Below are 25,616 nucleotides of genomic sequence, written 5' to 3' on the forward strand. Positions count from 1 at the left end.
GCTCAGACTGACATGCTCCGTCGCGCCCTCGGGCACCTCGAACTTGATCGAGGTGGAGGGGTTGAACGGGTTGGGTGAATTCTGCATCAGGCTGAAAGCCTTGGGCAGCGATGCGGCGTTGGCGCCCAGGGCCAGGAGCTCGGTGAGGAACTGCTCGCGCTGGCTGGTGCTCAGGTCCAGATTGCCCAGGGCGGTTTCCAGCTCGATCACGTCGAGCTGGCTGAGGTTGAAGCTGCTCTGGCCGGGCGAGAAGATGCTGCCCGCGGCGAGCAGGGCCTGCGGGGGATTGCATTTGCCGGAGAGAAGCTCCTTGAGCAGCAAGGTGGCGTCATCGAGCGACCACTGGCCGTCCCCGTCCCAGTCCAGGGCCGGGTTGTCCGGATCGGTCACGCCGCCGGCCATCAGGAACAGGACGTCCTTGACATTCAGGGCGCCGTCGCGGCACAGGTCGCAGCGGGTATCGATCGCCAGCTCATTGGTGGGTTTCATCGCCACACCCAGACTGGTGGCCAGGTTGCCCGTATTCTGCAGGTCGTGTCTCCACTTGGGCCAGGTGGTCAGATCGTAGCCTACCGGCCAGCCGGGGCTGGCGCTGCAGCCCTTTTCGTTGAGGCTGACATAGAAGACCGGTCCGTAGACCGAGACGCAGGAAGTGCCTGAGTTACCCGATGAGCCTTGTATCCCGCTGCCGGATGACTGTCCCTCTGTGGTCAGGAAGATACTCTCCCACGGGAAAGTCGTGGAGCTGTTTGTCAAGTCCGCATCGATGGCTATTATATTGCTCGAATTGCAGTCAATATCTCCCGTAGTGGTCATGACCGCCGAGCTCCAGACCGGGCCCTTGACATTGAAGGTCCATCTGGGGCTGCCGCCGTTGACACCGAAGGCGTAGATGAGGCTGTCACTGGAGCCGACATAAGCTGCGCCGTGGATCAGGTCGATGGTGGGCGAGGAGATGACCGGGCCACCGGTGGTGTAGCTCCAGGCCAGGCTGCCGTCCGACTGCAGGGCGTATATCTTGCTGTCGTTGGACCCGAAATACAGGCGCCCGTTCAGGTCTATCGCAGCCGAGGACCAAATTGCAGCCCCGGTCTGATAAGCCCAGCGCAGGTTGCCGCCGTTGTCCAGGGCGTACATTTTCCCGTCGCTCGAACCGCAGTACACAGTCCCGTCCGTAGCCAGGGCCGGGGAGGCGAGCACCTCGCCGCCGGTCTGGAAGCGCCACAGGAGCGAGCCGGTGGGGCCGATGGCGTAGATGTACCCATCGCAGGAGCCGACATACACCTCACCGTTGGCGCCGGCGGCAGGGGAGGACACCACCGCGCCGCCCGTGGTGTACTTCCATTTCAGGGTTCCGTTGGGGTTCAGCGCATACAGGTTGCCGTCATTGCTGCCGAACAGGATCGTGCCCACGTAATCCACGGCCGGCGAGGAGAGGACCGCGCCCCCGGTCTTGAACGACCAGATGACGTTGGGGTTGAGTATCTCGTAGAAATTGACGCCGTCGACCAGCTTGGTAAGGTCTGGAGCCGGGGATTTGACAACTCCCTGGCCTTCGATGACCTTCTCGGCATAGAAATAGCCGTCGGCCCGGCCGTAATAGGCGATCCCTGTGCTGTCCACTGTCGGGCTGCAGGAGATGATTGTCTGCTTGTCCAGTGCGTAAAGGTTGTAGGAGCCCTTGGCGTTGATCAGCGAAATCCCGTTGTCGGTGGCGCACCAGATTTTGGAGGGATTTTCCATATAGATATCGTTGACCTTGCCTGCGGACAGGCCGTCCGACGTGGTGATAGTCGTCCAGGCGCCATCCTGGAACAACTTTACACCGTAGTCGGTAGCCACCCAGACTCTTCCGATGCCGTCACTGATCAGGGAGGGGACTCTGGACCAGCCATCCACGCCAGCGTTGAACAGCGATTCGGTCAAACTTCCACCCTGGTAACGGTAGAAACCCACTGTCTGGCTGGATTTGTCGTAGGAGGCGAACCAGATAGTATTCCCGTCGGCCGCCACGTCAATCGCGGTGACCTCGCCGCGGATTTGATTCGCCTGTATCAGCGTGGCGCAGGCGGTCTCACGGCAGGTGGTGATCCCATGGGTCGGGGTGCCGAAATATTTAACCCCGTTCTTGTCCACGGCTACGCAATTGGCCGGGCCGTCCACTATGCTCCAGTCCTGGCCGGTAAAGCGCAGAATTCCGGAGCTGCTGCAAACCCAGAAAACCCCATCCGGGTCCACTCCCACCGCGTTGAACACGGCCTGGGCGGGAAACCCGAAATATGAGGCATCGTAGGTTTTAGATTCTGTCTTTTTTTGCGAGCATCTGTTCTGACGTCCGTCCGCGCCGATGAATGACCACGTGACATCCTGGTCTCTCAGCTCCCAGAGCATACGCACGGAGTGCTCGCTGATGGCCATCATGAGATACAGCCAGGTCGCAGGCGGCTGGTTCTCGATTGGGCTTATTGCCAGGTCTTTCGGAGCGAAATCGGTGAGGGCTTGAGGATCGTAGACGGGATAGGTTACAAATTCGATCCCTTTTCCGCCGAGGAACAACGCATCGGACCGGTAAACCAAGTTGGTGATCAACCCCTGCGCCGCGTCATCCGAGCCGGTGCGCACCGCGGCGAACTTTTCGTTGCGCGAGGCGGTGCTGAACACAGCCTGGACCTTGCCGCCGTCCTTCAAGCCGATGACGTCGAAGGTGTGGATGCCAAAGTCCGCGCGCATCCCGGAGGCGATGAAGCAGAGAGCGGTAATTGCGGGATATAGAACTCGCATGAATCTCATTTGCTACTCCTGTGAAGGATACGGACTGTCTGTCACAGTTGCGGGTGACAACGAACATCACAGTTGCTGCATGCTCCCTCCGGAAATGAAGAAGATGAAAAAATTATGTATTATGTCCTGGGAGGATTTTCGGGTTGAGAAATGTCGGATTCATAAGCTACAAAAGCTACATATATGACATCGGACACTTTCATTCTAAATATAAGAGAAGAGATTGTCAAGGTTTTTTAAAAAATATTATGCATTTCCCGGTGAAAAGGGATGCAACCAGGGATATACTTGAGGCGCAACCAGGTCGGCGTGGTTTTTGCATCAAATGTTATTGTAAATCCCGGGTGGTTCATATTAATATGGTCTTGCCCGGACAGCTTGCCCGTAACGGAAAAATTGACTTGAAATCCAGTGTGTGTTATTATAGTCACCAATGAATCAAATGCAAGGAGAGATGCCATGGCGGATAAGCCCGATTTCCAACCCTCCCTGGAACCGGCCCTGTCCACAACCACGGTAGCGAAATATTGCCGTGTTTCCGGAGTGCAGGTCAACCGCTGGATCAAGGACGGGAAGCTGAAAGGGTACCGGTATCCAGGTGGACGCTATAAAGTTTCGAAAAAGAATTTCCGGGAGTTCCTGGAGCTGAACAACATACCGGTCATCGAGAAGTTCTTCGAGGAAAACACGCCGGTCAAGATCATGATCGGTGAGGACGATGTCGATTTCGCCCAGAGCATTGTCCAGGCCTTGGAGGACGAATTCCCGGACTATGAGGTCCGGGCGGCCAACGACGGTTACGAAGTGTTGCTGTGCATGGGCTCCTACATCCCCGACATCCTGCTCCTGGACATGAAAATGCCCAAGATCAACGGCCTGGAGGTCTGCCAGCGGGTCAAGAGCACCGACTCGCTGGAGGGAGTCAAGATCGTGGCCATGACAGGCAACTCGGTTACCTACACGCGGGAAGTGGTGCTGCAGAACGGCGCGGACGATTACCTGATCAAGCCGTTCGAACGGGCCGAGCTGTTCAGAGTGATCGGCAAGCTTCTGAGCCGGAAAGCCGCAGTCTGAGCCGGCGTCTGCAAGTCGACAGGATCGGGCCGAGCTGGAATGGACCGGTTGCCCTGCGCCCCGGAAAGAGCGGGGATGCATCGGAATGGTTCATGCCTTTGGAATAGAGAGATTACGGTTCACTTCTCTGAGGTTGGCTTCCACTCCAGTCGGACAACGCCTGGCAATGAGACCCGCAAATGCAATCCGATGGATACGCGCCGCGGCTTTGTTTCTGTTGTGCAGTGCGTCCTGGCTTCCGGCGGCCGGCCGTGAGAGTCCCGAAGATTTTCTGTTTACCCCCCTGGATACGATTATAACCGCCAGCGGCATGGAGCAGAGTATCGACCGTGCCCCTACCGCCATGACGGTGATAACCGCGCGGGAGATTCACGCCTCGGGCGCGCTCTCCATCCCGGAGCTGCTGCGTTTCATCCCGGGGATGGACGTAGTGACAGTCAGCTCCTCGCACGCCGAGGTCAACGTGCGGGGACTGAGCCAGGTCCCGGCCGACAAGCTCCTGGTGCTGGTGGACGGGCGTTCGGTGTACCTCGACTACTACGGCGGGGTGATCTGGGAGAGCCTTCCCCTGGCCCTGGACCAGATCGAGCGGATCGAGGTCGTGCGCTCGCCGGCCTCGGCCCTCTACGGGGCCAACGCTTTCAGCGGCGTGATCAACATCATCACCAAGACCCCGGCCCGCATGGGCGGGCCGCAGTTCCGGCTGCAGGCCGGCGAGCGCGGTACGCTCTACGGGCAGGGGCTTGTCGGACGGGTGTTCGGGCCGACCAGCTTGCGCCTGGCTGTGGGCGGGAACCGGATCGACAGTTTCGAGGACGCCTCCGAGCCGGCCAAACGCATGTTTTTCAGCAATTTTCTTCTCGAACACCGCCTCTCTCCCTCACGCAGCCTGTCCCTGGATGTCGGCGGGAGCCAGGGGCATGTCCGGCGCGTGTTCATCGACGATCTGACCAAGTCCCAGATCAGCTCCTCGTACGTCAAATTCAACTGTCTGCTGGATGCCCTCTCCATCCAGGCTTTCTGGAACCGGATCGATCAGGAGGAGAAATCGGTCTATCTGACCAGCCCGGACGAGCGGATCAACTCCAACACAGTCGACCTCGAACTCCAGTACAAAAAAAACCTCAAATGGAACAACTCACTGGTTTCGGGCGCCTCGATCCGGCACAACTCGTTCAGCACGGATGTCACCCCGGCGGATGAGGAGCAGGACCTCTATTCTTTCTATCTTCAGGACGAGTACCGTCCCATCCCGGAGCTGAGCTTTCTGGCCGGCTGCCGGGTGGACCATCACCCCCTGACCAAGACCAATGTCAGCCCGCGTTTCAGCCTGATCTGCGCCCCGGACCGGGTGAACACCCTGCGCATTTCCCTGGCCCGGGCCTACCGCAACCCAAGCTTTCAGAACTCGGAACTGGACTACAAGCGGAGCTACCGTCTGCACGTGCTCGGAAACCGGGAGCTGAAGGCCGAGAAAGCCACCTCGACCGAGTTCGGCTACACCTTCTTCCCGGGCGAGATGATGAAGTTCAAGACCGACCTGTTCTTCCTGCGTTTCCACGACAACATCTTCCTGGAGAAGGCCCGACAGGAGGGCGATTTCCTGGTCCTGACCTTCAACAACCGGGATAAAGCCAGAATTATCTGGGGTTTTGAGTCCTCCCTCGATTTCATCCCCGTACCCTGCCTGAAATTCAACCTGAACTACAGCTTCCAGCGGGTGGGGAACGACTATTTCGTGGGTGCGCAGCAGTCGCCCCCGCGCGACAAGGCGAACTGCAAGGTGTCCCTGTCTCCGGCCGCCGGTGTGGACCTGAGCCTGAACGCCGGGTACACCAGCGGCTCCAAATGGATCGTGGTGGACCGGGACGGTGAGTTCGGGCTGTACAAAGTGCCGGCCCACAGCACGGTGGACACGCGTCTGGGCTACAGCGCCGGCGACAGCGGCCTCGAGCTGTTTGTCGCCGGCTACAACCTGTTCGACAACAAGGTGCGCGAATACCCGGTGGCCGAGCGGATTCGCCGGAGGGTGACAGTCGGTGCCTACTGGACTTACTGAAAGAGCCGCGCCCCGCTGTGTCCGGGTGCTGGTCTGGCTGGTCCTGCTGCTCCTGTCCGCCGGGACCGGGGCCGAGGGAGGCGCTCCGGCTGTCCTGTCCGGCCAGGGCCGGATACTGGTGCTGGTCAGCCCCGGACGGGCGGAATATGAGGTGGCCGCGCGGGGTTTCCTCGACCGGATTGCCGGCCTGCGGCTCGACCTTTCCACCGAGAAACGCTACCTGCCCGAGGCGCCGGAGCAGGAGAAAGCCTTCTGGAAGTCCCTGGAGGGAAACCGTCCCCGGCTGATCGTCACATTCGGCAGCCCGGCCTCTTTTTCGGCCCTGCGCAGCAGCGCCGACCTCCCGCTGGTCTGCAGCATGCTGCTCGACCTTCCCGACCCGGCCGCATCCGGCGCCTCCGCCCGTGATGTAACCGCTCTTGTTCTGCGCCCGACACTGACCAACCAGCTCGGAATGATCCGCGAGGCCCTGCCCGCGGTGCGGCACGTGGGAATGCTGTATTCCCCCGAGGAGTTCCCGGACGGCAACCCAGAGAGCACGGCCTCCGGACTCGGGCTGCGGGTGATCAAGGCCCCGGTCTCCAGTGACCGCCAGGTGCCGGAGGCCCTGCGGAGCATCATCGATCAGGTCGATATCCTCTGGCTCCCGCCGGACAACCGGGTCTACAACCGGGACGCCCTGCGGTTCATCCTGGAGGAATGCCACAGGCGCAGCATGCCGGTGGTGGCTTTCACCCGCCGTCTGGCCGAGGCCGGTGCGGCCCTGAGCCTGGATTTCGACTACGAGGACCTGGGGGCGCAGACCGCCGATCTGGCCCTGGCCCGTCTGGCCGCGGGCGCGCCCGCCGGGCGGCGTGTCGAGGCGCCGCGCCGCCTGAAACTCTATATCAACGAGGCCGTGGCTTTCGGGCTGGGCCTGCATATCGAGCCGCAGGTGCTGGGCGAGGCGACCCTGGTGGGGCGGGAAAGGGGGCGCCGATGAACATGCCCAAAGCCGCCCGGTTCCGGGCCAGCCTGGGGCTCAAGGCCAGCCTGGCCGTGATCGCCCTGATCTGCCTGATCTCGGCCCTGTTCTCGACTTTCTTCATCCTGTACCAGAAAAGCTCCTCGCTGAACGAGTTGCGCAAGCGGGCCCTGTCCCTGGCCGAAACCCTGGCCTACAACAGCCGCTACTCAGTGTACGCCGGGGATATCCAGACCCTTAGCCGCCTGATCGACGGCTCGCGGCACGACAGCGACATCCTGCGCGCCGCCCTGACCGACCTGGAGGGCAAGCCGATCGTCTCCTCCGGGTTCCCGGCGCGCTGCGCGGACAGCCTGCTCAGCCTGGGACGGCGGGACAGCCTGGCCGACTGGTTCCCGCTGGAGGAGGGGAAAGTCTACCGCGCCCAGGTGCCGATCCCTGGGGAGCAGGTCCGCAGCGGGGAGGACGAGTCGTTCCTGTTCGAGCCGCTGAGCGAGGAGAAAGGTGACTCCGTGGAGGCAGTGAAAGGGGAGACGATTGCAGGTTACGCCGTGCTGGATGTCTCGCTCGGGAGCATGAACCGCGGCCTGACCGCTGCGGCGCGCTGGGCCGGGCTTCTCACCCTGGCCCTGATCCTGGTCTCCATCGCCGCAGTGGTGCTGATCGTGCGGCGGCTGGTCAGCCCGATCTACAGCCTGGCCGAGGCCACCCAGGAGGTGGCGCGCGGCGAGTTCGGCCTGCGGGTGGAACTGGAGCGCAAGGATGAGCTGGGCGTGCTGGCCGATTCGTTCAACGAGATGAGCACCCGGCTCAAGACCTCGCGCGATGAGTTCGACGCCCTGAACCAGGAACTCGAAAAGCGGGTCAGCGAGAGCACCTCCGAGCTGGTGGCGCGCTACGGCGAGCTGCAGAGCACCCTGAGCCAGATGCGCAGCCTGAACGCGGCCAAGGATGATTTCATCTCGCTGGTCTCGCACGAGCTGCGCACCCCGCTCAGCTCGATCCAGCTGTTCTCGGAGACGCTGCTCCACGGCCTGAGCAAGGAGGAGACAAAGCGCGCCGATGTCCTGAGCACAATCATCCGTAACTGCCGCCGCCTGTCGCGCCTGATCAACGATGTGCTCGACCTGTCGCGCATGGAGGCCGGAAGGGTCCAGGTGCACCTGCGCCGCTTCGACCTGGCCGAGCTGACCGCCGTGACCCTCGATTCGCTCGAGCCCAATTTCGCCGACCGCTCCCTGGTCTGCGCACGGGAATTCCCGCGCAACGGTATCGAGCTGACCAGCGACCCGGACAAGGTGATCCAGGTGGTGACCAATGTGGTGGGCAATGCGATCAAGTTCTCGCCGGCGGGTTCACGGATCGAGGTGGGGATCGAGATGCCGGAGGGCGACGCCCTGATCCGGGTGCGTGACCACGGGCCCGGAATCGCCCCGGAGGACATCCCCAAGGTGTTCGACAAGTTCCATCAGCTCGAGAATATCAACCTGACCGTGGAGGGCAGCGGCCTGGGCATGTCGATCTCGAAGACACTGGTCGAGGTCCTGGGGGGGAGAATCTGGATCGAGAGCCGGGTGGGGGACGGCACCTGCGTGTTCATCCGCCTGCCGGGCAAAGTGCCAGCCCGGCTGTCGGCCAAGGCGCGGCCGGCCTGAGAACTCGGGTAGATACCTTGTTAACGCAGGGGCAATTCTTGAATTGCCCCTGTTTTTTTTAAAGGCTGCTGGCTTTTGATCATGCAGCCTGAGGACAAAAACGGCGTCTTGCAGACCGGGGTAGAATAAGAAGGTACGATAGAAGATGGATGCAGGTCGGGGGCGGCTGCTCAGCGCAGTGAACGCAGGAAGGAGGACACCCCGTCCAGGGCGGCTTTCTCATCCGCGCCCTGGTTGTAGAGGTCGATCACCCGGCTGCCGAGCACCGAAATGTCGAACAGGGGTTTCACCTCGTCCACATGCTCGCGGCTGGAGAGGCCGAAGCCCAGGGCCAGGGGTACTTTCACCCGCGAGCGCAGCCGTGCGGCGAACGCCTCCAGTCCGGCAATGCGGCTGCCATCGCGCGCGCCGGTGATCCCCACCCGCGCGGTGGCGTAGAGGAAACCGGTGGCCCGCGCGCCGATCAGCTCGATCCGGCTGTCGGTGCAGGAGGGGCTGAGCACGTAGATCGGGTGGAGGCTGTGGCCCAGGCAGAGACCGTGGTAGTTTTCAGCGGTCTCCTCGGGCGGGATGTCGGGCACGATCAGCCCGGCCAGGCCGGCAGCGGCGCTGTCGCGGCAGAACGCCTCGACGCCGTAGTTGAACGGGATGTTGATGTAGGTCATGAACAGCAGGGGCACGTTTGTCAGCTTTTTCGCCATGCGCTCGGCAAAGGTGAAACAGTCGCGCACGCGGATGCCGTTGGCCAGCGAGGCCAGGTTGGCTTTGAGGATCGTGGGGCCATCCGCCACCGGGTCGGTGAACGGTATCTGAAGCTCGATCAGGTCGGCGCCGGAGTCGGCGATGGTAAGGAGCAGGCGCTCCGAGGCGGCCAGGCTTGGGTAGCCCACCACGATATGGGCCATCAGGCCGTGGGCGCCCGCCGCCCGCAGCGAGTCCAGCTTCAAGTCTATCGCGTTACTCATCGTAGCCCGCCTTCGCCTTGCGCTCCAGGAATTCCAGCCAGGCTTTGTCTTTCAAAGCTTCGGCCACAATGAAAATGTCCTTGTCCCCGCGTCCCGACAGGTTCACCACCATTATGCAGTCCTTGGGCAGGCCCGGGGCGCGGCGCACCGCTTCGGCCACGGCGTGCGAGCTTTCGAGCGCCGGGATTATCCCCTCGGTCTTCATCAGGAGCTTGAGCGCCGCGAGCACCTCGGCATCCGTGGCGCTGACATATTCCACCCGGCCCAGGTCGTGCAACAGGGCGTGCTCCGGGCCCACTCCGGCGTAGTCCAGGCCCGCGGCCACGCTGTGGGTGGTCAGGGTCTGGCCGTCTTCATTCTGCAGGAAATAGGACTTGTAGCCCTCGATGATCCCGTGCTTGCCGCCTTTGAAACGCGCCGAGTGCAGGCCGCTTTCCAGGCCCAGCCCCCCGGCCTCCACTCCCACCAGGCGGACCGATTTCTCATCCAGGAACGGGTGGAACAGGCCGATCGAGTTGCTCCCGCCGCCCACGCAGGCCACCAGGACATCCGGCAGACGGCCCTCGGCCTCCTGGAGCTGACTGCGCACCTCGCGGCCGATCACGCTCTGGAAATCGCGCACCATGCTGGGGTAGGGGTGCGAGCTGAGCGCGGAGCCCACCAGCAGGTAGGTGTTCTCCAGGTTCTCGATCCAGTTCTTGAAAGAGGCGTTCACCGCCTCCTTGAGCGTGCGGCTGCCATAGGGCACCGGGGTGACCTTGGCGCCCAGTTGCTCCATCCAGAACACGTTGGGCCGCTGACGGGCCATGTCCAGCTCGCCCATGAAAATCTCGCACTCGAACCCGAAACGCGCCGCCACGCTGGCCGTGGCCAGGCCGTGCTGCCCGGCGCCGGTCTCGGCGATCAGGCGGGTCTTGCCCATGCGGCGGGCCAGCAGCGCCTGGCCGATGCAGTTGTTCACCTTGTGGCTGCCGGTCTGGCCCAGGCCCTCCTGCTTCAGGTATATCCTGGCCCCGCCCAGGCGGGCGGAAAGGTTCCGGGCGAAATACAGCGGCGTGGGACGGCCGCTCCAGGTGCGCAGAAGACATTCGAGCTCGGCCTGGAACGCGCTGTCGGCGCGCGCCTCGAGGTAGGCCCGCTCCAAGGCCTCCAGGGCGCTCACCAGCATCTCCGGCACATACCGTCCGCCATACGGCCCGAAATGGCCGTGCGAGGCGAAGCTGTCCACCTTGAAGCCGTCCATGCGCTGAGTTCCAGTCCGGGTTGAGAGTGAAATAAGGCTGCAATATAGGTCAGCGGCCGTTGCCGTGTCAAGATGGAAGTGCCCTGTCCGCCGGGAAAGCAGAGCGCTAAGTCGAAGCCCTGCGCAGCGCGGAGACAAAAATTAAACCGCCCGGCCGCAGCGGCCGATTATTGAAAGTGTGAGGATGTTTTATGCAGAGCCGCCCGAGACGGAACGAGGGCACAACGGCAAGGAGGCCGCAATGTTGGGGGAATTGCTTGACTATCTGTCCGATCCGGTGTTTTTCACCGGCTTCAGCCTTGTAATCGGCGTAGCCTACATCTATGTCTGGGTCACCTCCCTGCGTGACCTGTCGCGTCAGGAAAGCAGCTTCTACAGCCTGGATCAGGATGCCGCCGCTGGAAACGGGGTCCGTCAGCGCCCGCTGCTCAAGTACAGCGGACGGCGCATCTCGGTGCGCTCAAAGGCTGTGCGAGATGAGGAATCCGAAAGCGCAGGGCGCAGAAGGGCCAGGATCACCCGGGCCGCCTGAGGACCCCTTGCAGCCACACAGAATGCCAGCCCGCGCCGGAACTCCGGGCGGGCTTTTTAATCTTGACATCATCGTACAGAAAGCGCATCATCATTCTGTCAAGAAACAGTGTGGATGAACCAGGGGAGGCAGTCATGCGCAAGATCAGCCTTCAGACCAGCCGCCGCACCGAATTCATCGACATAACCGACCAGGTGGAACTGGCTCTGGCTGACTCGGGAGTGCGGGAGGGTGTCTGCACGGTGTTCACACCGCACACGACCGCCGCGGTGACGATCAACGAGAACGCCGACCCCAGCGTGCCGCGCGACATCCTCGAAATAGTCGACTCCGTGGTTCCGTTCGATTCCCCCCGTTACCGTCACTCCGAGGGCAACAGCGCCGCCCATATCAAGAGCAGCCTGTTCGGTTGCAGCTTGCAGGTGATCGTGGAGGAGGGCCGCTTGCAGCTGGGCACCTGGCAGGGGGTCTATTTCGTGGAGTTCGACGGGCCGCGCAGCCGCAAGGTCTGGATCACATTTACACATTGAAACCCGAATCGGCAAGACATTCCCAATAAACAACGAGGCGTTGTAGCGTAGGGGCGGGTTTCAAACCCGCCCTTATTGCGCAGCTGGCGGATGATTTTTTTCGTAGGGGCGGCCCCCTGTGACCGCCCGAAATGCTGTTGTGCACGGTGCAGAGTGCCCCCCCTTTTTTATACCTCCCTCTAATAGAAACGGCGGCCCGGGGCCGCCGCATATCGGATAGATACAAAGAGTCAAACCCACCTTACTCGACCTCTTCCACGGTCAGGCCCGGCTGGCGCGGGTCGAGGTGCAGCACCCGCGAGTCGGCCTCGCGGCGGAACGCCGCTACAAGTTTCTCCGGCTCGGTGTGCAGTGCGATTATCGTTCCCCCGCCGCCCGCACCGGCCAGCTTGGCCCCCAGGGCGCCGTGCTCCAGGGCCAGAGTGATGAACTTGTCGTTGGCCTTGCCACTCGCCCCCAGCTCCTGCTGGATCGCGTGGTTGCGGTTCATCAGCCGTCCAAGTTCCGGCCAGTCGCGGCGCAGGAGCGCTTTCTTGCCCCGGCGGGCCAGCTCGGCGATCTCGCGGTAACCCTCCACCACGGCCGGGTCTCCCTCCAGCCAGCGCTCACGGATCGGCTTGAGGATACTGCCCGAGATACGCTGCACGCCCGTGTGCACCACCACCATCGGCAACTCGTCCACGAACCGCGCCAGCGGCTCCACCGTGGCGTAGACCTCGCCCTCCAGGTCGCGGTAGACCTCCTTGGTCCGGAAATCCAGGTAGTTCATGCCGCCGAATACGGTCATGTACTGGTCCTGGTAGCCACACTGGATGTCCATGTAGTTGAGCTCAATGTAGCGGATCGTCTCGGCGGTCTGGTAAGGGTTGATGTCACGGCCGACAAAGCGGCAGACCGCGCCGAACACGGCGGCCAGCATGGCGGTGGAGCCGGCCAGCCCGCTGCGGAACGGCACATCGCTTTCGCCCTCCAGGCGGAAAGCCTGTTTAGACAGGCGCAGGTAGCGGATCACGCTGCGGGCGATGTCGAACACCCCGCTGTCCATCTTGAGGTCGCGCTCGTCGCGGATCACGGCCTCCTGGCCGGCGAAACACAACTCAAGTTGCTTGGCCGGGCTGATCCGCGCCGTGGCGCGGCAGCTCAGGGTGCATGAGACCAGGCTGCCGCCGTAGCCGTCCGTGGGGTTGCCGATCACACCTGCCCGGGCCGGGGCCGATGCTACGATCATACCAGCCTCGCCAGGTAGTTGCGCAGCATGTGTCCGTATTTCTCATCCTGCAGCGCGAAATCGACAAAGGCACGGAAATAGCTCTCGAAATTGCCGATGTCGTAGCGTTTCTCCTCCTCACCCATCAGCACGGCGTAGACCGGAAGGCCTTTTTTGATGAGCAGGGAGATCGAGTCCGTGATCTGCAACTCGCCGCTCTTGCCGGGCAGGGTCATGTCGATGGCGTCGAAAATGGCGGGCGAAAACACGTAGCGCGCCGCGATGGCCAGGTCGCTGGGGGCATCCTCGATGTCCGGCTTCTCGACCAGGCTCTCCACCGAGAACACCCCGGGCGCGGTCTCTGCCTTGAACTTCACGATGCCGTAGCGGTAGGCCTCGCCGGGCGGGATACGCTCGATGGCGATGGTGCAGGCGGCCTTGTTCTTCTCGTGCACCTCCATCATGCGCTGCAGCAGGCTGCGCCCGCCCTGGCCGGAGCGGATGATCGAATCGCCCAGGGCGCAGACAAAGTTGTCCTCGGCCACGAAATCGCGCGCCAGGTTGATCGCATCGGCCAGGCCTTTCTGCTCGCTCTGGCGCACGTAGTAGAAACTGACGCTCATTTCCTGGTAGCGCAGCTCAGCGACCAGGGAGGACTTGCCGGTCTGGTTCAGCTCCTTGACCAGTTGCACGTCCTTGTCGAAATGGTTCTCGATCGAGCGTTTGTGGCGGCCAGTGACAAACAGGATCTGCTTGAGCCCGGCTTTCTCGATCTCCTCCACCACATACTGCACCACCGGTTTGCGCCCCACGGGCAGCATTTCCTTGGGCTGGCTCTTGGTCGCGGGCAACAGGCGCGTGCCGTGCCCGGCCACCGGCACTACGACTTTTTTGATCGGCATGGTAAGGACCTCCACGTATGGTTATTTTTTAGGATAATGATTCATAATTTTCGAGTCTTAGGCGTACACTTCAACATATTCCTCGAAAAAAACTGACGGGCGAACACAAGGTTCGCCCCTACACCGTTTGTTGTTTGTGGTACAGAATTCCGAACCCCTGGAATACGCACCTGGGGTGCATATTAAAACACTTCGAGAGGATATCGTAGGGGCGAACCTTGTGTTCGCCCGATAGGATACGAGTAGAATAGGCATCACACATAAAAACACCCTCCGGAATAGTGCACGGCGCTGGCTGAATTTAGGCCCCCGGGGCCGGTGTTGTCAACGCTGGGACGCTCAGGGCCGCTCCTCTGGATGGGGTTCGAGCATCTGGCGCTTGTAGAGGCGGCGAATCTCCAGGAGCGCGCTGTCATAGGCCCCGAGCTTGAAATCCGGGAAAGTCCATTCGAACTTGGCCCAGCCGCCCTTGCGGTAGTAGAGGGTCAGGTCGGCCCAAACCCCCTCGCCGATGAATATTTTCTGGCCCATGTACTTGAACGAGGCCAGCACGACTTTCTGGTAGTCCAGTGTGCCGGGGTCGACATTCACCTGTCGGTTGCCGCCGGGTGCGGCCAGCTCGCGCTCGATCCGGTCGGTGGCGAGCTTGGACTGGGCCAACGCACCGGGGTGGACCAGGCGCTCCCAGGCGACAAAAATGCGCTTGAGGCCCGCGCCCATCTCGGCTTCGTAAAAATCCGTGTGCTCGAACGGGAACGGCTCACTGACAAAGTCTTCCGGGCCGTACAGCCCGGAAAGCCGCTCCCGGGCCCGCTCCAGCAGGCTTTCCTCGGAATAGAGGATCGCGGCGAACAGCTTCACCGGCTCCACCCGTCCTTTGGCCGGTCCCTGGTTCATCCGCCCACCGCCTTGCCCGCGGCTTTCGCCCGCTCAATCTGCCGCAGCGCCGCCTCGACCAGCTCCCGGTCGATGCCGAAAAGCTCCTCCACCGCCGCGCCCACCGAGCCGCTGAGGTTGCTGTTTTGCCGTCCACCGGGTTGCGTGACCCGCAGCTTGCGGTTGTGCACGTAAAGCTGTCCGCCCTCTGCGGCGCGGGTCAGCACGAGTTGGTGCATCATGGAGTCCTCGAACGTGCGCCGCCAGTGGAACTCGAAGGTGCTGTCCTCCACCGCCGCGGCCCGGATACGGTAGCGCCAGTGGGGCGGCGCGCTGCCGGACTGGGGCCGGGTGAAAAGGTGGATCACATCCGCAGCTTGCTGATCGCGCCGCACGATATAGGTGTAGACCTCACCGCGCAGGAGCGTTTCGGCCCCCACGGCTGTGGGCAGCTCCAGCGGCTCGGGCAGAAGGTATCCCGGGTCGCAGAGGAAGAGGGCTCCCTCCAGCGCCACCAGCACCGCGCAGTGGATGTTGTTCCCGTGCTGCATGTCGCCCAGCACGCGGCGGGCCTCGAAACCGCAGGCCACAAGAAGATCGTACAGGCCCTGGGTCAGGGAGAAACAGGTGCCGCCCAGGCGGCTGGCCAGGAACCCCTCGATCAGCTCGGACGGGCTCTGCAGCCACACTCCACCATGCCTGGCCGCGCCCAGCACTTTCGAAACGTTCTCGTAGGGCAGGTGCGAAAAGGCATGGTAGAGTTCCCCCAGGCCCGCGCGGGTGGGGGTCGCGGGGCGGTGGCTGCCGAAGCGGGCCAACAGCCGGTCGGTTGCGCGCAAAAGATTGTCTGTGCCGGATTGTTGCATGTTCGTCCGATTCCGTCTGGCTTGCCCCCGGTCGGCGCGGCTTTACTTGCAGCCGCGCTCCCGGTATATTTGAAAAACATTGTGGTTCTCAAATCCTAAATTAACGCTCAACGCGAGTACAGGGAATAGGGACGATGATACGGAACCTGCTTTTCGATCTGGGTAATGTGCTGCTGATGCTGGACCACAAGACCACTGTCCGCGAGTTTGCCGCCTACAGCACGCTGCCGCCGGAGGAGTTCGGCCCGCAGCGGGTGTTCCCGCACGAGGCCCAGATGGCGCTGGAGCGCGGCGAGATCACTCCGCAGCGATTTTACGAGGTGTTCCTGGAACTGAGCGGCTGCCGTCTGAGTTACGAGCATTTCGTTCTGATCTGGACCGGCCATTTCAGGCCCAACGCGCCGCTCATCCGTCTGGGCGCCGCCCTGTCGCGGCGCATGGGAGTGTATTTCCTGTCGAACACCGACCCGCTGCACATCCCGCCGCTGTTCGACAAGTACCCGCAGATGCTGTTCCACCACGGCATGGCCCTGTCCTGGGAACTGGGGGCGCTCAAGCCCGACCGCCGCTACTACAGCCTGGCCCTGGAGAAACTGGAACTCGACCCGGCGGAGTGCCTGTTCGTGGATGACCGTCCCGAGAACGTGGCCGCGGCCGAGGAGTTCGGGCTGCGCTCGATCCAGTACCGGAATTTCCCAGAAACCCGCGCCCTGCTGGAGGCGGCCCTGTCGGGCTTGGGCCTGAAACTGGATGCCCTGGTCTGAACCGGGGCTGAATGTCGGCGCCGGGAGGGGAAGGTGGATAACAGCTTGCCCGGAAGAGATTTATTTATTAGATTACTTGCTTTGTCGCCACCCGGAGGGATGGGACAGGGCGATGGCCCGGTTCGACGCCGCCGCAGACACGGGAGGCTGTAACCGTAAGACCGGTACGGCTTTAAAAATAAACGAGTGAGGCTGACCAGTGCTGGAAAAAATTATGGAGCACGCGCAGGAACTTAGCGAGAGATTGACCAAACTGCGGAGTTTTCTTTGACTTGGACAAGAAAGCCGCCCGTCTGGCCGAGCTGGAGCTGAAAATGGCCGAGCCCTCGTTCTGGAACGACCAGGAGGGGGCGCGCAAGGTGATCGACGAGGCCAACGCGATCAAGCGCTGGACCGAGCCGGTCAAGTCGCTGGGCAAGCGTTTGAGCGACCTGGCCGAGCTGGCCGAGCTGGCCGAGGAAGAGGACGAGCAGTCGGCGGCGGAGCTGGAGCGGGATGCCGAAGCTGCGGCCAAGGAACTGGATGACCTGGAGATGCGTCACATGCTCTCCGGCCGGGATGACCACCGCAACGCCCTTCTGACCATCCATCCGGGCGCCGGCGGCACCGAGAGCCAGGATTGGGCCCAGATGCTGGCCCGCATGTACACCCGCTGGCTGGAGACGAAAGGCTTCCAGCAGAGCGTGCTCGACCTGTTGCCAGGCGAAGAGGCCGGGATCAAGAGCATGACCATCGAGGTGCAGGGCGAGTACGCCTACGGCTACCTCAAGGCCGAAAAGGGCATCCACCGTCTGGTGCGTATCAGCCCGTTCGACGCCAACAGCCGCCGTCACACCTCCTTCGCCTCGGTGTTCGTCTACCCCGAGATCGAGAGCGACTTGGAGGTGCACATCGAGGAGAAAGACCTGCGGATCGACACCTACCGCTCCTCGGGCGCGGGCGGCCAGCACGTGAACAAGACCAGCTCGGCCATCCGGATCACCCACCTTCCCACCGGGATTGTGGCCCAGTGCCAGAACGAGCGCAGCCAGCACCGCAACAAGGACAGCGCGATGAAAATCCTGCGCGCCCGCCTCTACGAGCACATGATGGCGGCCGAGCAGGTCGAGCGGGACGCCGTGGAGGCCGAGAAGACCGAGATCGCCTGGGGCAACCAGATCCGCAGCTACGTGCTGCACCCCTACACCCTGGTCAAAGACCATCGCACCGGCTACGAGAAAGGCGATTCAGGGGCGGTGCTGGAGGGCGAGATCGACGGGTTCATCCAGGCTTATTTGCAGAAATTCGGCGGGAAGGATTGAGCGCGTTTTGGCAGCGCACGCATACCGTCTGAATGGACTGAACTTCAAAATATATTAAACGAGCGGTGGACAAAAGTGACTGAGAACGAGACATCGAACCAGGGGGAGAGCCCCCTGGAGGACCGTCATGAGCTGGAGCGGGTGCGCATCGAGAAGCTCGACACCCTGCGCCGGATGGGAGTCAACCCCTATCCCTACGCCTGGGACGTGAGCACGCAGGCGGCAACGCTCCTGGAGAGCTTCCATGATACGGAGACGCCAGAGAGCGGCGAGCGGGTCAGCCTGGCCGGCCGGGTGATGTCGCTGCGGCCCAAGGGCAAGGTGACATTCGCGCACCTGGATGACGGGTCGGGCCGGATACAGTTCTACGCCCGGGCCGAGGAAGTGGGCGAGGCGGATTACGAAGTGGTCAAGCTGCTGGATATCGGCGACATCGTGGGCGTGCGCGGCTACCTGTTCCGCACCCGCACGGGCGAGGTGACACTGCACGTGGAATCTATTGCCTTGTTGAGCAAGAGCATACGACCGCTGCCCGTGGTCAAGGAAAAAGTTGTTGGCGATCAGAAAATCGTGTATGATAAAGTGGAAGACAAGGAATTGCGCTACCGTCAGCGCTACGTGGACCTGGTGGTGAACCCCGAGGTGCGCGCCGTGTTCCGCACCCGGGCCGCCATCGTGGCGGCGCTCAGGCGCAGCCTGGACGGGCGCGGGTTCCTGGAGGTGGAGACCCCGGTGTTGCAGCCGATCTACGGCGGGGCCTCGGCGCGGCCGTTCATGACCCATTACAATGCTCTGGACGCCAAGTTCTACCTGCGTATCTCCAACGAGCTGTACCTGAAACGCCTGATCGTGGGGGGCTTGAACCGGGTCTACGAGTTCTCGAAGGATTTCCGCAACGAGGGCCTGGACCGCAGCCACAACCCGGAGTTCACTCTGCTGGAGTTCTACCAGGCCTACGCCGACTATAATGTCATGCTGGATACGGTGGAGGCCTTGATCGGCGAGGTGGCCTGCTCCGTGCTGGGCGAGGGGACCACGAAAGTGGAGTGGTGCGGGCGGGAAATCAACCTGGCCCGCCCCTGGCGGCGCGCCCCGATGCTGGAGCTGCTGGCCGAGGCCACCGGCGAGCCGGAGGCTTTCCGGGGTGAGCTGGACCGCGAGCGCCTGGCCGCCCTGTGCCGCAAGCACGAGATCCAGGTGGAGAAGGGCATGGGGGTGGGCAAGCTCCTGGATGAGCTGTTCGGCGAGCTGGTGGAGCCGAACCTGATCGCCCCGACTTTCGTGATCGACTACCCGCTCGAAACCAGTCCCCTGGCCAAGCGTCACCGCAGCCAGCCGGACCTGACCGAGCGGTTCGAGCTGATCGTGGGCGGCATGGAGCTGGCCAACGCCTTCTCCGAGCTGAACGACCCGCTGGATCAGCGCGGGCGGTTCGAGAGCCAGATGCGCCTGCGCGACCTGGGGGATGACGAGGCCCAGGTGCTGGATGAGGACTACCTTCGGGCCATGGAATACGGCATGCCTCCCACCGGCGGGGTGGGTATCGGCGTGGACCGTCTGGTGATGCTGCTCACCGGGCAGAGCTCGATCAAGGATGTGATCCTTTTCCCGCAAATGCGACCGGAATGACACATGCGGGTCGAGCTTGAAATCGGCCTGCGCTACCTGTTTTCGCGCCGGCACAAACGCTACCTGTCGCTGTTCACTCTGATCAGCGTAGGCGGGGTGTTCGTGGGGGTGATGGCCCTGATCGTAATCCTGGCCGTGCTGAACGGGTTCCACGATGACCTGAAGGCCAAGATACTGGGCACCATGCCCCATGTGACCCTGATGAAGTACAACGGCGAGGGAATCACGGATTACGATTCCCTGCTGGCCGTGGTGGCGGCCGAGCCCGGGGTTAAGTACGCCGCGCCGCTGGTCTACAGCGAGGGGATGATCGTCTCCGAGCGCGGCAACACCGGGGCGATCCTGCGCGGGATCGACCCGGCGCGCGAGGATTCGATCACCGGGATCGCGCAGCACATGGTGAACGGCGATTTCGCGTTCCAACGCAGCCAGGATGACCCGGACGGGCCGATCTACCCGGCGGTGGTGATAGGCAGCTACATGGCGGCCGTGCTGGGCGTGGCCGAGGGCGATATCATCACGGTCTGGGCGCCGCGTGGGGTGCGGTTCTCGCCGCTGTTCGGGATGTCGGCGCTGTGGCGTAAGTACAAGGTGAGCGGCATATTCGAGACCGGGCTGTACGATGCTGACTCGAAATTCGCCTATTTCTCGCTGAGCGAGGCGCAGTCCTTTTTCGGCATGAAAAATGCCATCACCGATATCGAGGTCCGGGCGCGCGACGCGGAAGACGCGACCGCGGTGCGCGACAGCCTGACAGTCCTGCTGGGCTACCCGTTCACCGGCACGGACTGGATGAGTTTCAACAAGAACCTGTTCGAGGCGCTCAAGCTGGAAAAGACAGTGATGTTCATCATCCTGACCCTGATCGTGCTGGTGGCCTCGTTCAACATAGTCGGCACCCTGACCATGCTGGTGGTGGAAAAGAGCCGCGAGATCGGAATCCTGCGCTCGATGGGTTTCAGCGCCCGCTCAGTGGGGCTGGTGTTCGTGCTGGACGGGGCGGTGATCGGGGCGGTGGGCACCGCCTTGGGCCTGGGTGCGGGTTACGCGGTGGCGCGTTTTCTGTCCAGCCACCCGCTTAACGTGAGCGGCGAGGTGTATTTCATCGACCATATCCCGGTTATAATGCAGGCCGGTGATTTCCTGACCGTGGCCGGGGCCAGCCTTCTGATCTCGTTGGCCGCCACCCTGTACCCGGCTTTCCGTGCGGCCCGTCTGGCCCCGGTGGATGCTATCAGGTATGAGTGAATCGGCCTTGACCGCAAATGCGGTGGAAAAAGACTATCCAAGCGGGGACAAGGGCCTGCTCCATGTGCTGCGCGGGGTGGACCTGCGCCTGGAGCGGGGGGACTCGGTCTCCATTGTCGGGCGAAGCGGGGCGGGCAAGAGCACGCTGCTGCATATCCTGGGCGCGCTGGAGGACCCCAGCCGGGGCGAGGTGGAGATCGACGGCAAGGTGGTGGGCCAGCTGGATGACCGCGCCCGCAGCCGTCTGCGCAGCCGCCGTCTCGGGTTCATTTTCCAGTTTCACTACCTGCTGTCCGAGTTCTCGGCCCTGGAGAACGTGATGGTGCCGCTGAGGATCGCGGGGGTGGCCGCCTCCAAGGCCCGCCGCACCGCGGCCGCGGCCCTGGAGGAGATGGGCCTGGGCGAGCGCCTGGAGCACCGTCCGGCGCAGCTCTCCGGCGGCGAGCAGCAGCGGGTGGCCGTGGCCCGGGCCCTGGTGCACGAACCGGATTTCGTGCTGGCCGATGAGCCCACCGGCAACCTGGACCGTGAGAACGGCGCCCTGGTGAGCGAACTTCTGTTCGGACAGATTCGCAAGCGCGGCATGGGCCTGGTGCTGGTCACTCACGACCAGGGCCTGGCCGGGATGACCGGCCGCAGCCTTCTGCTCGATGAGGGCCGCCTTCTGCCGGTGGCCTGAGAGTTGTCACCCCGCGGGCTGATTGATCAGTCTTAAGTTCCTGGAGTGCGGAATGAAGTGTGAGAAATGCAAGAAGAACGAGGCCGAGATCCACTTCACCCAGGTCAAGGACGGGGAGGTGGTGAGCTTGAACCTCTGCCGCGAGTGCGCCGAGCAGCACGGTCTCAAGGGGGTCAAGCTCGACAGCGATGAGCAGCCCGCGTTCGCCCCGGAGCAGAAAAGCCAGGTGCTCAAGGATCTGACCGAGCCGGGCGGCGACTCCGCGGCCGGAAGCTGTCCGTTCTGCGGCAGCACCTTAGACGATATAAAGAAAACCGGGCGCCTGGGCTGCGGACGCTGCTATTTCGTGTTCGAGAACCAGGTGGATATGCTTCTGCGGCGCATCCAGGGCAGCTCGTTCCACGTGGGCAAACGCCCGGGGCGCGCCGACAGCCAGGCGATCAACGACCAGCTCAAGGTGCGCGAGCTGAAGAAAAGGCTGTCCGATGCGGTCAAGCTCGAAAACTACGAGGAGGCCGCCCGCCTGCGGGATGAGATACTGAACCTGGAAAAAGAGAGCAAGCCCTCGAAATAGGGCTGGAATATAAAATTTGGAAGGTGTGTCATGGCGTTTCCGATGAAAGAGCGTCCCTCCGAATGGCTGGACGGCAGCGGCGAGAGCAGCGATATTGTGCTCAGCTCGCGGGTCCGTCTGGCCCGTAACCTCAAAGGCTTCCCGTACTCGACCACCAACGCGGATGAGGACGAGAGCCAGGTGCTGGACGAGATCAACGCCGCGGTGGGGGCGGAGAAAACGATCCCGCCGCTGGTGCGGATCGATCTGAACGAGCTGAAACCCTCCGAGTGCAGCTACCTGCTGGAGGAGCACCTGATCAGCCAGGACCTGCTCAACCGCCGTCGCTGGGCCTCGCTGCTGCTGGGACGGGGCAACCTGTTCTCGGTGATGGTCAACGAGGAGGATCACCTGCGCATCCAGGGCATCGCCTCGGGGTTCAACCTGGCCAAGTGCCTGGAGCGGGCGGACGCATTGGAAACCCGCCTGGGTCGGCGTGTCGAGTTTGATTTCCACCCCAAGTTCGGTTATCTTACCTCTTGCCCGACCAACACCGGCACAGGGCTGCGGGCCTCGGTGCTGATCCACCTGCCGGGGCTGGTCCTGACCAAGGAGATACAGAAAGTCCTGCGTGGCATCTCGCAGATCGGCCTCACTTTCCGCGGCCTGTACGGTGAGGGCAGCGAGGTGATCGGGAACTTTTTCCAGGTCTCCAACCAGGTAACAGTGGGCAAGAGCGAATCCGAGCTGATCGAGCACCTGGGCCGGGTGACCCGGCAGATCATCGAGCACGAGAGCAACGCCCGCGGCATCCTGTTCCGGGACGCGGGCTACTATATCCAGGACAAGGTCTGGCGGGCCTACGGCATCCTCGAACACGCCCGCACCATCAGCGTCGAGGAGGTGATGAACCTCCTGAGCGCTGTGCGCCTGGGGGTGAGCATGAAACTTATCAAAACCCTAAGTGTATCAAAGGTCAACCATATGCTGATCGGCTCCCAGGATGCCCATCTGGACATTGCGGCCGGGAGGATTCTCGACCCCGTGGAGCGCGACATATACCGTGCCAACGTGATTCGGTCATATTTCAATGACACCGAAACCGATAGAGGTCCATTATGAACAACAAGTTCACCGAAAGAGTGCGCAAGGTCCTCTCCCTGGCCCGGGACGAGGCCGGACGTCTGCACCATGACTATATAGGCAGTGAGCATATCCTTCTGGGCCTGATCCGCGAGGGCGAGGGAGTGGCCGCGGCGGTGCTCAACCAGATCGGCCTGGACCTGGAGACCATCCGGATCAAGGTGGAGGAGCTGGTCAAGCCGGGCGGCAGCACGCTGACCATCGGCGATGTGCCCTACACCTCGGTGGCCAAGAAAGTGCTGGAATACGCCATCGAGGAAGCCCGGACCATGAAACACAGCTACGTGGGCACCGAGCACCTTCTGCTCGGCCTTCTGCGCGAGGAAAGCGGCATGGCGGCCAAGGTCCTTTCGGCCCTGGGCGTCAACGCCGACATAGTGCGCCAGGAGACCCTGAAGCTCCTGGGCGGCGAAAGCTTCGAGGCCTCCGAGAGCGGCTCCGAGTCGCTGGGCAGCGGCCCGGTGTCGCCGGACCCGGATTCCAAGCTGGGCAAGAAAACCAAGACCCCGGCCCTGGACCATTTTTGCCGTGACCTGACCGAGCTGGCCCGCGACGGCAAGCTGGACCCGACCATCGGCCGCGCCAGCGAGATCGAGCGTGTGATCGAAATCCTCAGCCGGCGCAAGAAGAACAACCCGGTGCTGATCGGCGAGCCGGGCGTGGGCAAGACCGCCATCGTGGAGGGCCTGGCCCAGCGCATCATCAAGAGCGAGGTTCCGCCCAGCCTGCGCGAGTACCGCGTGCTGGCCCTGGACATGGCCGCGATCATCGCCGGCACCAAGTACCGCGGCCAGTTCGAGGAGCGGCTCAAGGGCGTGATCAACGAGATACAGAAAAACCGCACCGTGATCCTGTTCATCGACGAGCTGCACACCCTGATCGGGGCCGGTGCGGCCGAGGGCGCGATCGACGCTTCGAACATGCTCAAGCCGGCCCTGGCCCGCGGCGAACTCCAGTGCGTGGGGGCCACCACGCTCAACGAGTACCGCAAGTACATCGAGAAGGACGGGGCTTTCGAGCGAAGGTTCCAGACCGTGATGGTCGAGCCGCCCACGATCGAGGAGACGATCCAGATCATCGAGGGCCTGCGCGAAAGCTACGAGAAGCACCACAACATCAAGATCAGCCGCGAGGCGATGGTCGACGCGGTGAAGCTGTCGGAGCGCTACATCACCGACCGTTTCCTGCCCGACAAGGCTATCGACGTGCTGGATGAGGCCGCCGCTCGCAAGAGCTTGGCCTCCCAGGCCCCGCCGCGCAAGGTGCTGGAGTTCGAGGAAGAGCTGAAGCGCGTGGTGCGCGAGAAGGAAAAGGCGATCAGCCAGCAGGAGTACGAGGTGGCGGCCAAGCTGCGCGACCGCGAGCACGAGCTGCGTAAGAAGATCGAGGAGGAGACCCAGGGCGTCGGCCCGCAGAGTGGCTACTCCGCCACGCTGGAGAGCGAGGACGTGGCGTTCATCGTCTCGCGCTGGACCGGCATTCCGGTGGTGCGCCTGAGTGAGAACGAGACCAGCCGCCTGCTCAAGATGGAGGACGAGTTGCGCAGGCGCGTGGTGGGCCAGGACGAGGCGGTAGAGGCGATCAGCCGGGCCATCCGCCGGGCCCGCGCCGGGCTCAAGGACCCTCGGCGCCCCATCGGCTCTTTCATTTTCTGCGGCCCGACCGGTGTGGGCAAGACCGAGCTGGGGCGCGCCCTGGCCGAGTTCCTGTTCGCCGACAAGAACGCCCTGATCCAGGTGGACATGAGCGAGTACATGGAAAAGTTCTCGGTTTCGCGCCTGCTGGGCGCGCCTCCGGGATACGTGGGTTACGAGGACAGCGGCTCCCTGACCAAGGAAGTTCGCCTGAAACCCTACTCGGTGGTGCTGTTCGACGAGATCGAAAAAGCGCACCCGGATGTGTTCAACATCCTGCTGCAGATACTGGATGACGGGACTCTGACCGACAACTACGGGCGCAAGATCAATTTCAAGAACACCGTGGTGATCATGACCAGCAACGTGGGCGCCCGCGAGATCAAGAGCGGCTCGGTGGGTTTCCACCGCTCGGATGACATGAATGCCGACTACGACCGTATCGCCGGCAAGATCAAGGGCGAAGTGAACAAGGTGTTCAACCCCGAGTTCATCAACCGCCTGGATGAGATCATCGTGTTCCACCCGCTCTCGATCGAGGACATCAAGAAGATCGTCGATATTTTCGTGGCGGACCTGCAAAACCGTTTGAACGAGCGGGCCTATTCCATCGAGCTGACCGACCAGGCCAAGGCTTTGCTGGCCGAGAAGGGCTACAATCAGGAGTTCGGCGCCAGGCCGCTGCGCCGGGCCATCCAGCGCTACCTGGAGGATGCCCTGTCGGAGAAGTTCCTGAGCAACGCTTTCAAGCCTGGCGATATTATCCGGATCTCGGCCAACGAGACGGAGGAGAAGCTGGAGTTCACGGTCTCCGGCTCGATGCTGGAGGAGCCGGGGGTGAGAACCTCCTCCCGTTAGGACCCCTGTCCCGGCGGAAACCGATCCTGAGTCTGAAATCCGGGCCGGTCCCCCGGATGCAACGGCAACCCTGCGGCCCTGATGTTCCTGTCGATACGGGCGAAGCATCAGGGCCGCAGGGTGATATTACGTAAGGCCTTTTCACCTCAGACT

Annotated in this window: 21 protein-coding genes and 2 pseudogenes; 16 read left to right on the forward strand and 7 right to left on the reverse strand. The window is 62.7% G+C overall.

Annotation, left to right across the window (positions count from 1 at the left end; translation table 11 throughout):
* On the reverse strand, positions 1 to 2,790 hold a 2,790-nt coding region (locus LLH00_01915), incomplete at its 3' end, for a PQQ-binding-like beta-propeller repeat protein (GenBank protein MCE5270023.1).
* 450 nt (positions 2,791 to 3,240) lie between these two features.
* On the opposite strand from LLH00_01915, the gene LLH00_01920 reads away from it, so the two are divergent.
* From LLH00_01920 to LLH00_01945, 6 genes and pseudogenes are all read left to right on the forward strand, one after another.
* Positions 3,241 to 3,855, forward strand: a complete 615-nt coding sequence (locus LLH00_01920; GenBank protein ID MCE5270024.1) for a response regulator — start codon at positions 3,241 to 3,243, stop codon at positions 3,853 to 3,855.
* Positions 3,856 to 4,198: 343 nt separating this feature from the next.
* Positions 4,199 to 4,444 (forward strand): annotated as a pseudogene (locus LLH00_01925) (TonB-dependent receptor plug domain-containing protein).
* A pseudogene (locus tag LLH00_01930) lies at positions 4,433 to 4,525 on the forward strand (TonB-dependent receptor plug domain-containing protein). Before LLH00_01925 ends, LLH00_01930 begins: the two co-directional pseudogenes overlap by 12 nt.
* A 168-nt stretch (positions 4,526 to 4,693) precedes the next feature.
* Positions 4,694 to 5,914 carry a TonB-dependent receptor gene (locus LLH00_01935; protein ID MCE5270025.1) on the forward strand — a complete coding sequence of 407 codons (1,221 nt, stop codon included), beginning with the start codon at positions 4,694 to 4,696 and terminating at the stop codon, positions 5,912 to 5,914.
* Positions 5,895 to 6,896: a hypothetical protein gene (locus tag LLH00_01940; GenBank protein MCE5270026.1), complete on the forward strand. Its 1,002-nt coding sequence runs from the start codon at positions 5,895 to 5,897 to the stop codon at positions 6,894 to 6,896. The genes LLH00_01935 and LLH00_01940 overlap by 20 nt, the downstream gene beginning before the upstream one ends.
* Positions 6,893 to 8,533 (forward strand): HAMP domain-containing histidine kinase, encoded by a 1,641-nt coding sequence (locus LLH00_01945; GenBank protein MCE5270027.1) that lies wholly within the window; start codon positions 6,893 to 6,895, stop codon positions 8,531 to 8,533. The genes LLH00_01940 and LLH00_01945 overlap by 4 nt, the downstream gene beginning before the upstream one ends.
* Positions 8,534 to 8,703: 170 nt before the next feature.
* On the opposite strand, the gene trpA is transcribed toward LLH00_01945, so the two are convergent.
* Together trpA and trpB are read right to left on the reverse strand one after the other, a co-directional pair.
* Entirely contained in the window at positions 8,704 to 9,498 is a 795-nt protein-coding gene (gene trpA / locus LLH00_01950; GenBank protein MCE5270028.1) for a tryptophan synthase subunit alpha, read from the reverse strand.
* Complete coding sequence (gene trpB, locus LLH00_01955) at positions 9,491 to 10,741, reverse strand: tryptophan synthase subunit beta (GenBank protein MCE5270029.1); 1,251 nt, start codon at positions 10,739 to 10,741, stop codon at positions 9,491 to 9,493. The genes trpA and trpB overlap by 8 nt, the downstream gene beginning before the upstream one ends.
* Positions 10,742 to 10,982: 241 nt before the next feature.
* Here trpB and LLH00_01960 point away from each other — a divergent pair, with 241 nt between their 5' ends.
* Both LLH00_01960 and LLH00_01965 read left to right on the forward strand, forming a co-directional pair.
* Entirely contained in the window at positions 10,983 to 11,273 is a 291-nt protein-coding gene (locus tag LLH00_01960) for a hypothetical protein (GenBank protein ID MCE5270030.1), read from the forward strand.
* Positions 11,274 to 11,407: 134 nt separating this feature from the next.
* Positions 11,408 to 11,803, forward strand: a complete 396-nt coding sequence (locus LLH00_01965; GenBank protein MCE5270031.1) for a secondary thiamine-phosphate synthase enzyme YjbQ — start codon at positions 11,408 to 11,410, stop codon at positions 11,801 to 11,803.
* A gap of 241 nt (positions 11,804 to 12,044) precedes the next feature.
* On the opposite strand, the gene LLH00_01970 is transcribed toward LLH00_01965, so the two are convergent.
* The 4 genes from LLH00_01970 to LLH00_01985 all read right to left on the reverse strand — a co-directional run bounded on the left by LLH00_01970 (position 12,045) and on the right by LLH00_01985 (position 15,627).
* Complete coding sequence (locus tag LLH00_01970) at positions 12,045 to 13,031, reverse strand: hypothetical protein (GenBank protein MCE5270032.1); 987 nt, start codon at positions 13,029 to 13,031, stop codon at positions 12,045 to 12,047.
* Positions 13,028 to 13,912, reverse strand: a complete 885-nt coding sequence (locus LLH00_01975) for a UTP--glucose-1-phosphate uridylyltransferase (protein MCE5270033.1) — start codon at positions 13,910 to 13,912, stop codon at positions 13,028 to 13,030. Before LLH00_01975 ends, LLH00_01970 begins: the two co-directional genes overlap by 4 nt.
* A 339-nt stretch (positions 13,913 to 14,251) precedes the next feature.
* Positions 14,252 to 14,809, reverse strand: coding sequence for a DUF4416 family protein (locus LLH00_01980; protein MCE5270034.1), 558 nt, complete (start codon positions 14,807 to 14,809; stop codon positions 14,252 to 14,254).
* Positions 14,806 to 15,627: an arylamine N-acetyltransferase gene (locus tag LLH00_01985; GenBank protein ID MCE5270035.1), complete on the reverse strand. Its 822-nt coding sequence runs from the start codon at positions 15,625 to 15,627 to the stop codon at positions 14,806 to 14,808. Before LLH00_01985 ends, LLH00_01980 begins: the two co-directional genes overlap by 4 nt.
* 161 nt (positions 15,628 to 15,788) lie before the next feature.
* Here LLH00_01985 and LLH00_01990 point away from each other — a divergent pair, with 161 nt between their 5' ends.
* The 8 genes from LLH00_01990 (at position 15,789) to LLH00_02025 (ending at position 25,463) form a co-directional block, all read left to right on the forward strand.
* Positions 15,789 to 16,418 (forward strand): HAD family phosphatase, encoded by a 630-nt coding sequence (locus LLH00_01990; GenBank protein MCE5270036.1) that lies wholly within the window; start codon positions 15,789 to 15,791, stop codon positions 16,416 to 16,418.
* Between the two features lie 214 nt (positions 16,419 to 16,632).
* Positions 16,633 to 17,719 (forward strand): peptide chain release factor 2 gene (gene prfB, locus LLH00_01995; GenBank protein MCE5270037.1). Its coding sequence is split into 2 segments (ribosomal slippage): positions 16,633 to 16,686 and positions 16,688 to 17,719, totalling 1,086 coding nucleotides; the frame shifts between segments, so codons are not numbered across the junction.
* A gap of 75 nt (positions 17,720 to 17,794) precedes the next feature.
* Positions 17,795 to 19,348 (forward strand): lysine--tRNA ligase, encoded by a 1,554-nt coding sequence (gene lysS, locus LLH00_02000; protein MCE5270038.1) that lies wholly within the window; start codon positions 17,795 to 17,797, stop codon positions 19,346 to 19,348.
* A gap of 3 nt (positions 19,349 to 19,351) precedes the next feature.
* Positions 19,352 to 20,596, forward strand: coding sequence for an ABC transporter permease (locus tag LLH00_02005; protein ID MCE5270039.1), 1,245 nt, complete (start codon positions 19,352 to 19,354; stop codon positions 20,594 to 20,596).
* Positions 20,589 to 21,275, forward strand: a complete 687-nt coding sequence (locus LLH00_02010) for an ABC transporter ATP-binding protein (protein ID MCE5270040.1) — start codon at positions 20,589 to 20,591, stop codon at positions 21,273 to 21,275. Before LLH00_02005 ends, LLH00_02010 begins: the two co-directional genes overlap by 8 nt.
* 52 nt (positions 21,276 to 21,327) lie before the next feature.
* On the forward strand, positions 21,328 to 21,849 hold the full coding sequence (locus tag LLH00_02015; GenBank protein ID MCE5270041.1) for a UvrB/UvrC motif-containing protein: 522 nt from the start codon (positions 21,328 to 21,330) through the stop codon (positions 21,847 to 21,849).
* 30 nt (positions 21,850 to 21,879) lie between these two features.
* Positions 21,880 to 22,950, forward strand: a complete 1,071-nt coding sequence (locus LLH00_02020) for a protein arginine kinase (protein ID MCE5270042.1) — start codon at positions 21,880 to 21,882, stop codon at positions 22,948 to 22,950.
* Positions 22,947 to 25,463 (forward strand): ATP-dependent Clp protease ATP-binding subunit, encoded by a 2,517-nt coding sequence (locus LLH00_02025; GenBank protein ID MCE5270043.1) that lies wholly within the window; start codon positions 22,947 to 22,949, stop codon positions 25,461 to 25,463. The genes LLH00_02020 and LLH00_02025 overlap by 4 nt, the downstream gene beginning before the upstream one ends.
* Positions 25,464 to 25,616 lie beyond the last annotated feature (153 nt).

It is taken from the genome of bacterium (genome assembly GCA_021372515.1).
Lineage (GTDB): Bacteria > Gemmatimonadota > Glassbacteria > GWA2-58-10 > GWA2-58-10 > JAJFUG01.

Bases quoted from the DNA above. Each gene is read 5' to 3' on its own strand.
- LLH00_01920 (MCE5270024.1), top strand. From the start codon at position 3,241: ATGGCGGATAAGCCCGATTTCCAACCCTCCCTGGAACCGGCCCTGTCC.
- LLH00_01935 (MCE5270025.1), top strand. From the start codon at position 4,694: ATGTTTTTCAGCAATTTTCTTCTCGAACACCGCCTCTCTCCCTCACGC.
- LLH00_01945 (MCE5270027.1), top strand. From the start codon at position 6,893: ATGAACATGCCCAAAGCCGCCCGGTTCCGGGCCAGCCTGGGGCTCAAG.
- trpA (MCE5270028.1), bottom strand. From the start codon at position 9,498: ATGAGTAACGCGATAGACTTGAAGCTGGACTCGCTGCGGGCGGCGGGC.
- trpB (MCE5270029.1), bottom strand. From the start codon at position 10,741: ATGGACGGCTTCAAGGTGGACAGCTTCGCCTCGCACGGCCATTTCGGG.
- LLH00_01960 (MCE5270030.1), top strand. From the start codon at position 10,983: ATGTTGGGGGAATTGCTTGACTATCTGTCCGATCCGGTGTTTTTCACC.
- LLH00_01965 (MCE5270031.1), top strand. From the start codon at position 11,408: ATGCGCAAGATCAGCCTTCAGACCAGCCGCCGCACCGAATTCATCGAC.
- LLH00_01970 (MCE5270032.1), bottom strand. From the start codon at position 13,031: ATGATCGTAGCATCGGCCCCGGCCCGGGCAGGTGTGATCGGCAACCCC.
- LLH00_01975 (MCE5270033.1), bottom strand. From the start codon at position 13,912: ATGCCGATCAAAAAAGTCGTAGTGCCGGTGGCCGGGCACGGCACGCGC.
- LLH00_01980 (MCE5270034.1), bottom strand. From the start codon at position 14,809: ATGAACCAGGGACCGGCCAAAGGACGGGTGGAGCCGGTGAAGCTGTTC.
- LLH00_01990 (MCE5270036.1), top strand. From the start codon at position 15,789: ATGATACGGAACCTGCTTTTCGATCTGGGTAATGTGCTGCTGATGCTG.
- LLH00_02005 (MCE5270039.1), top strand. From the start codon at position 19,352: ATGCGGGTCGAGCTTGAAATCGGCCTGCGCTACCTGTTTTCGCGCCGG.
- LLH00_02010 (MCE5270040.1), top strand. From the start codon at position 20,589: ATGAGTGAATCGGCCTTGACCGCAAATGCGGTGGAAAAAGACTATCCA.
- LLH00_02015 (MCE5270041.1), top strand. From the start codon at position 21,328: ATGAAGTGTGAGAAATGCAAGAAGAACGAGGCCGAGATCCACTTCACC.
- LLH00_02020 (MCE5270042.1), top strand. From the start codon at position 21,880: ATGGCGTTTCCGATGAAAGAGCGTCCCTCCGAATGGCTGGACGGCAGC.
- LLH00_02025 (MCE5270043.1), top strand. From the start codon at position 22,947: ATGAACAACAAGTTCACCGAAAGAGTGCGCAAGGTCCTCTCCCTGGCC.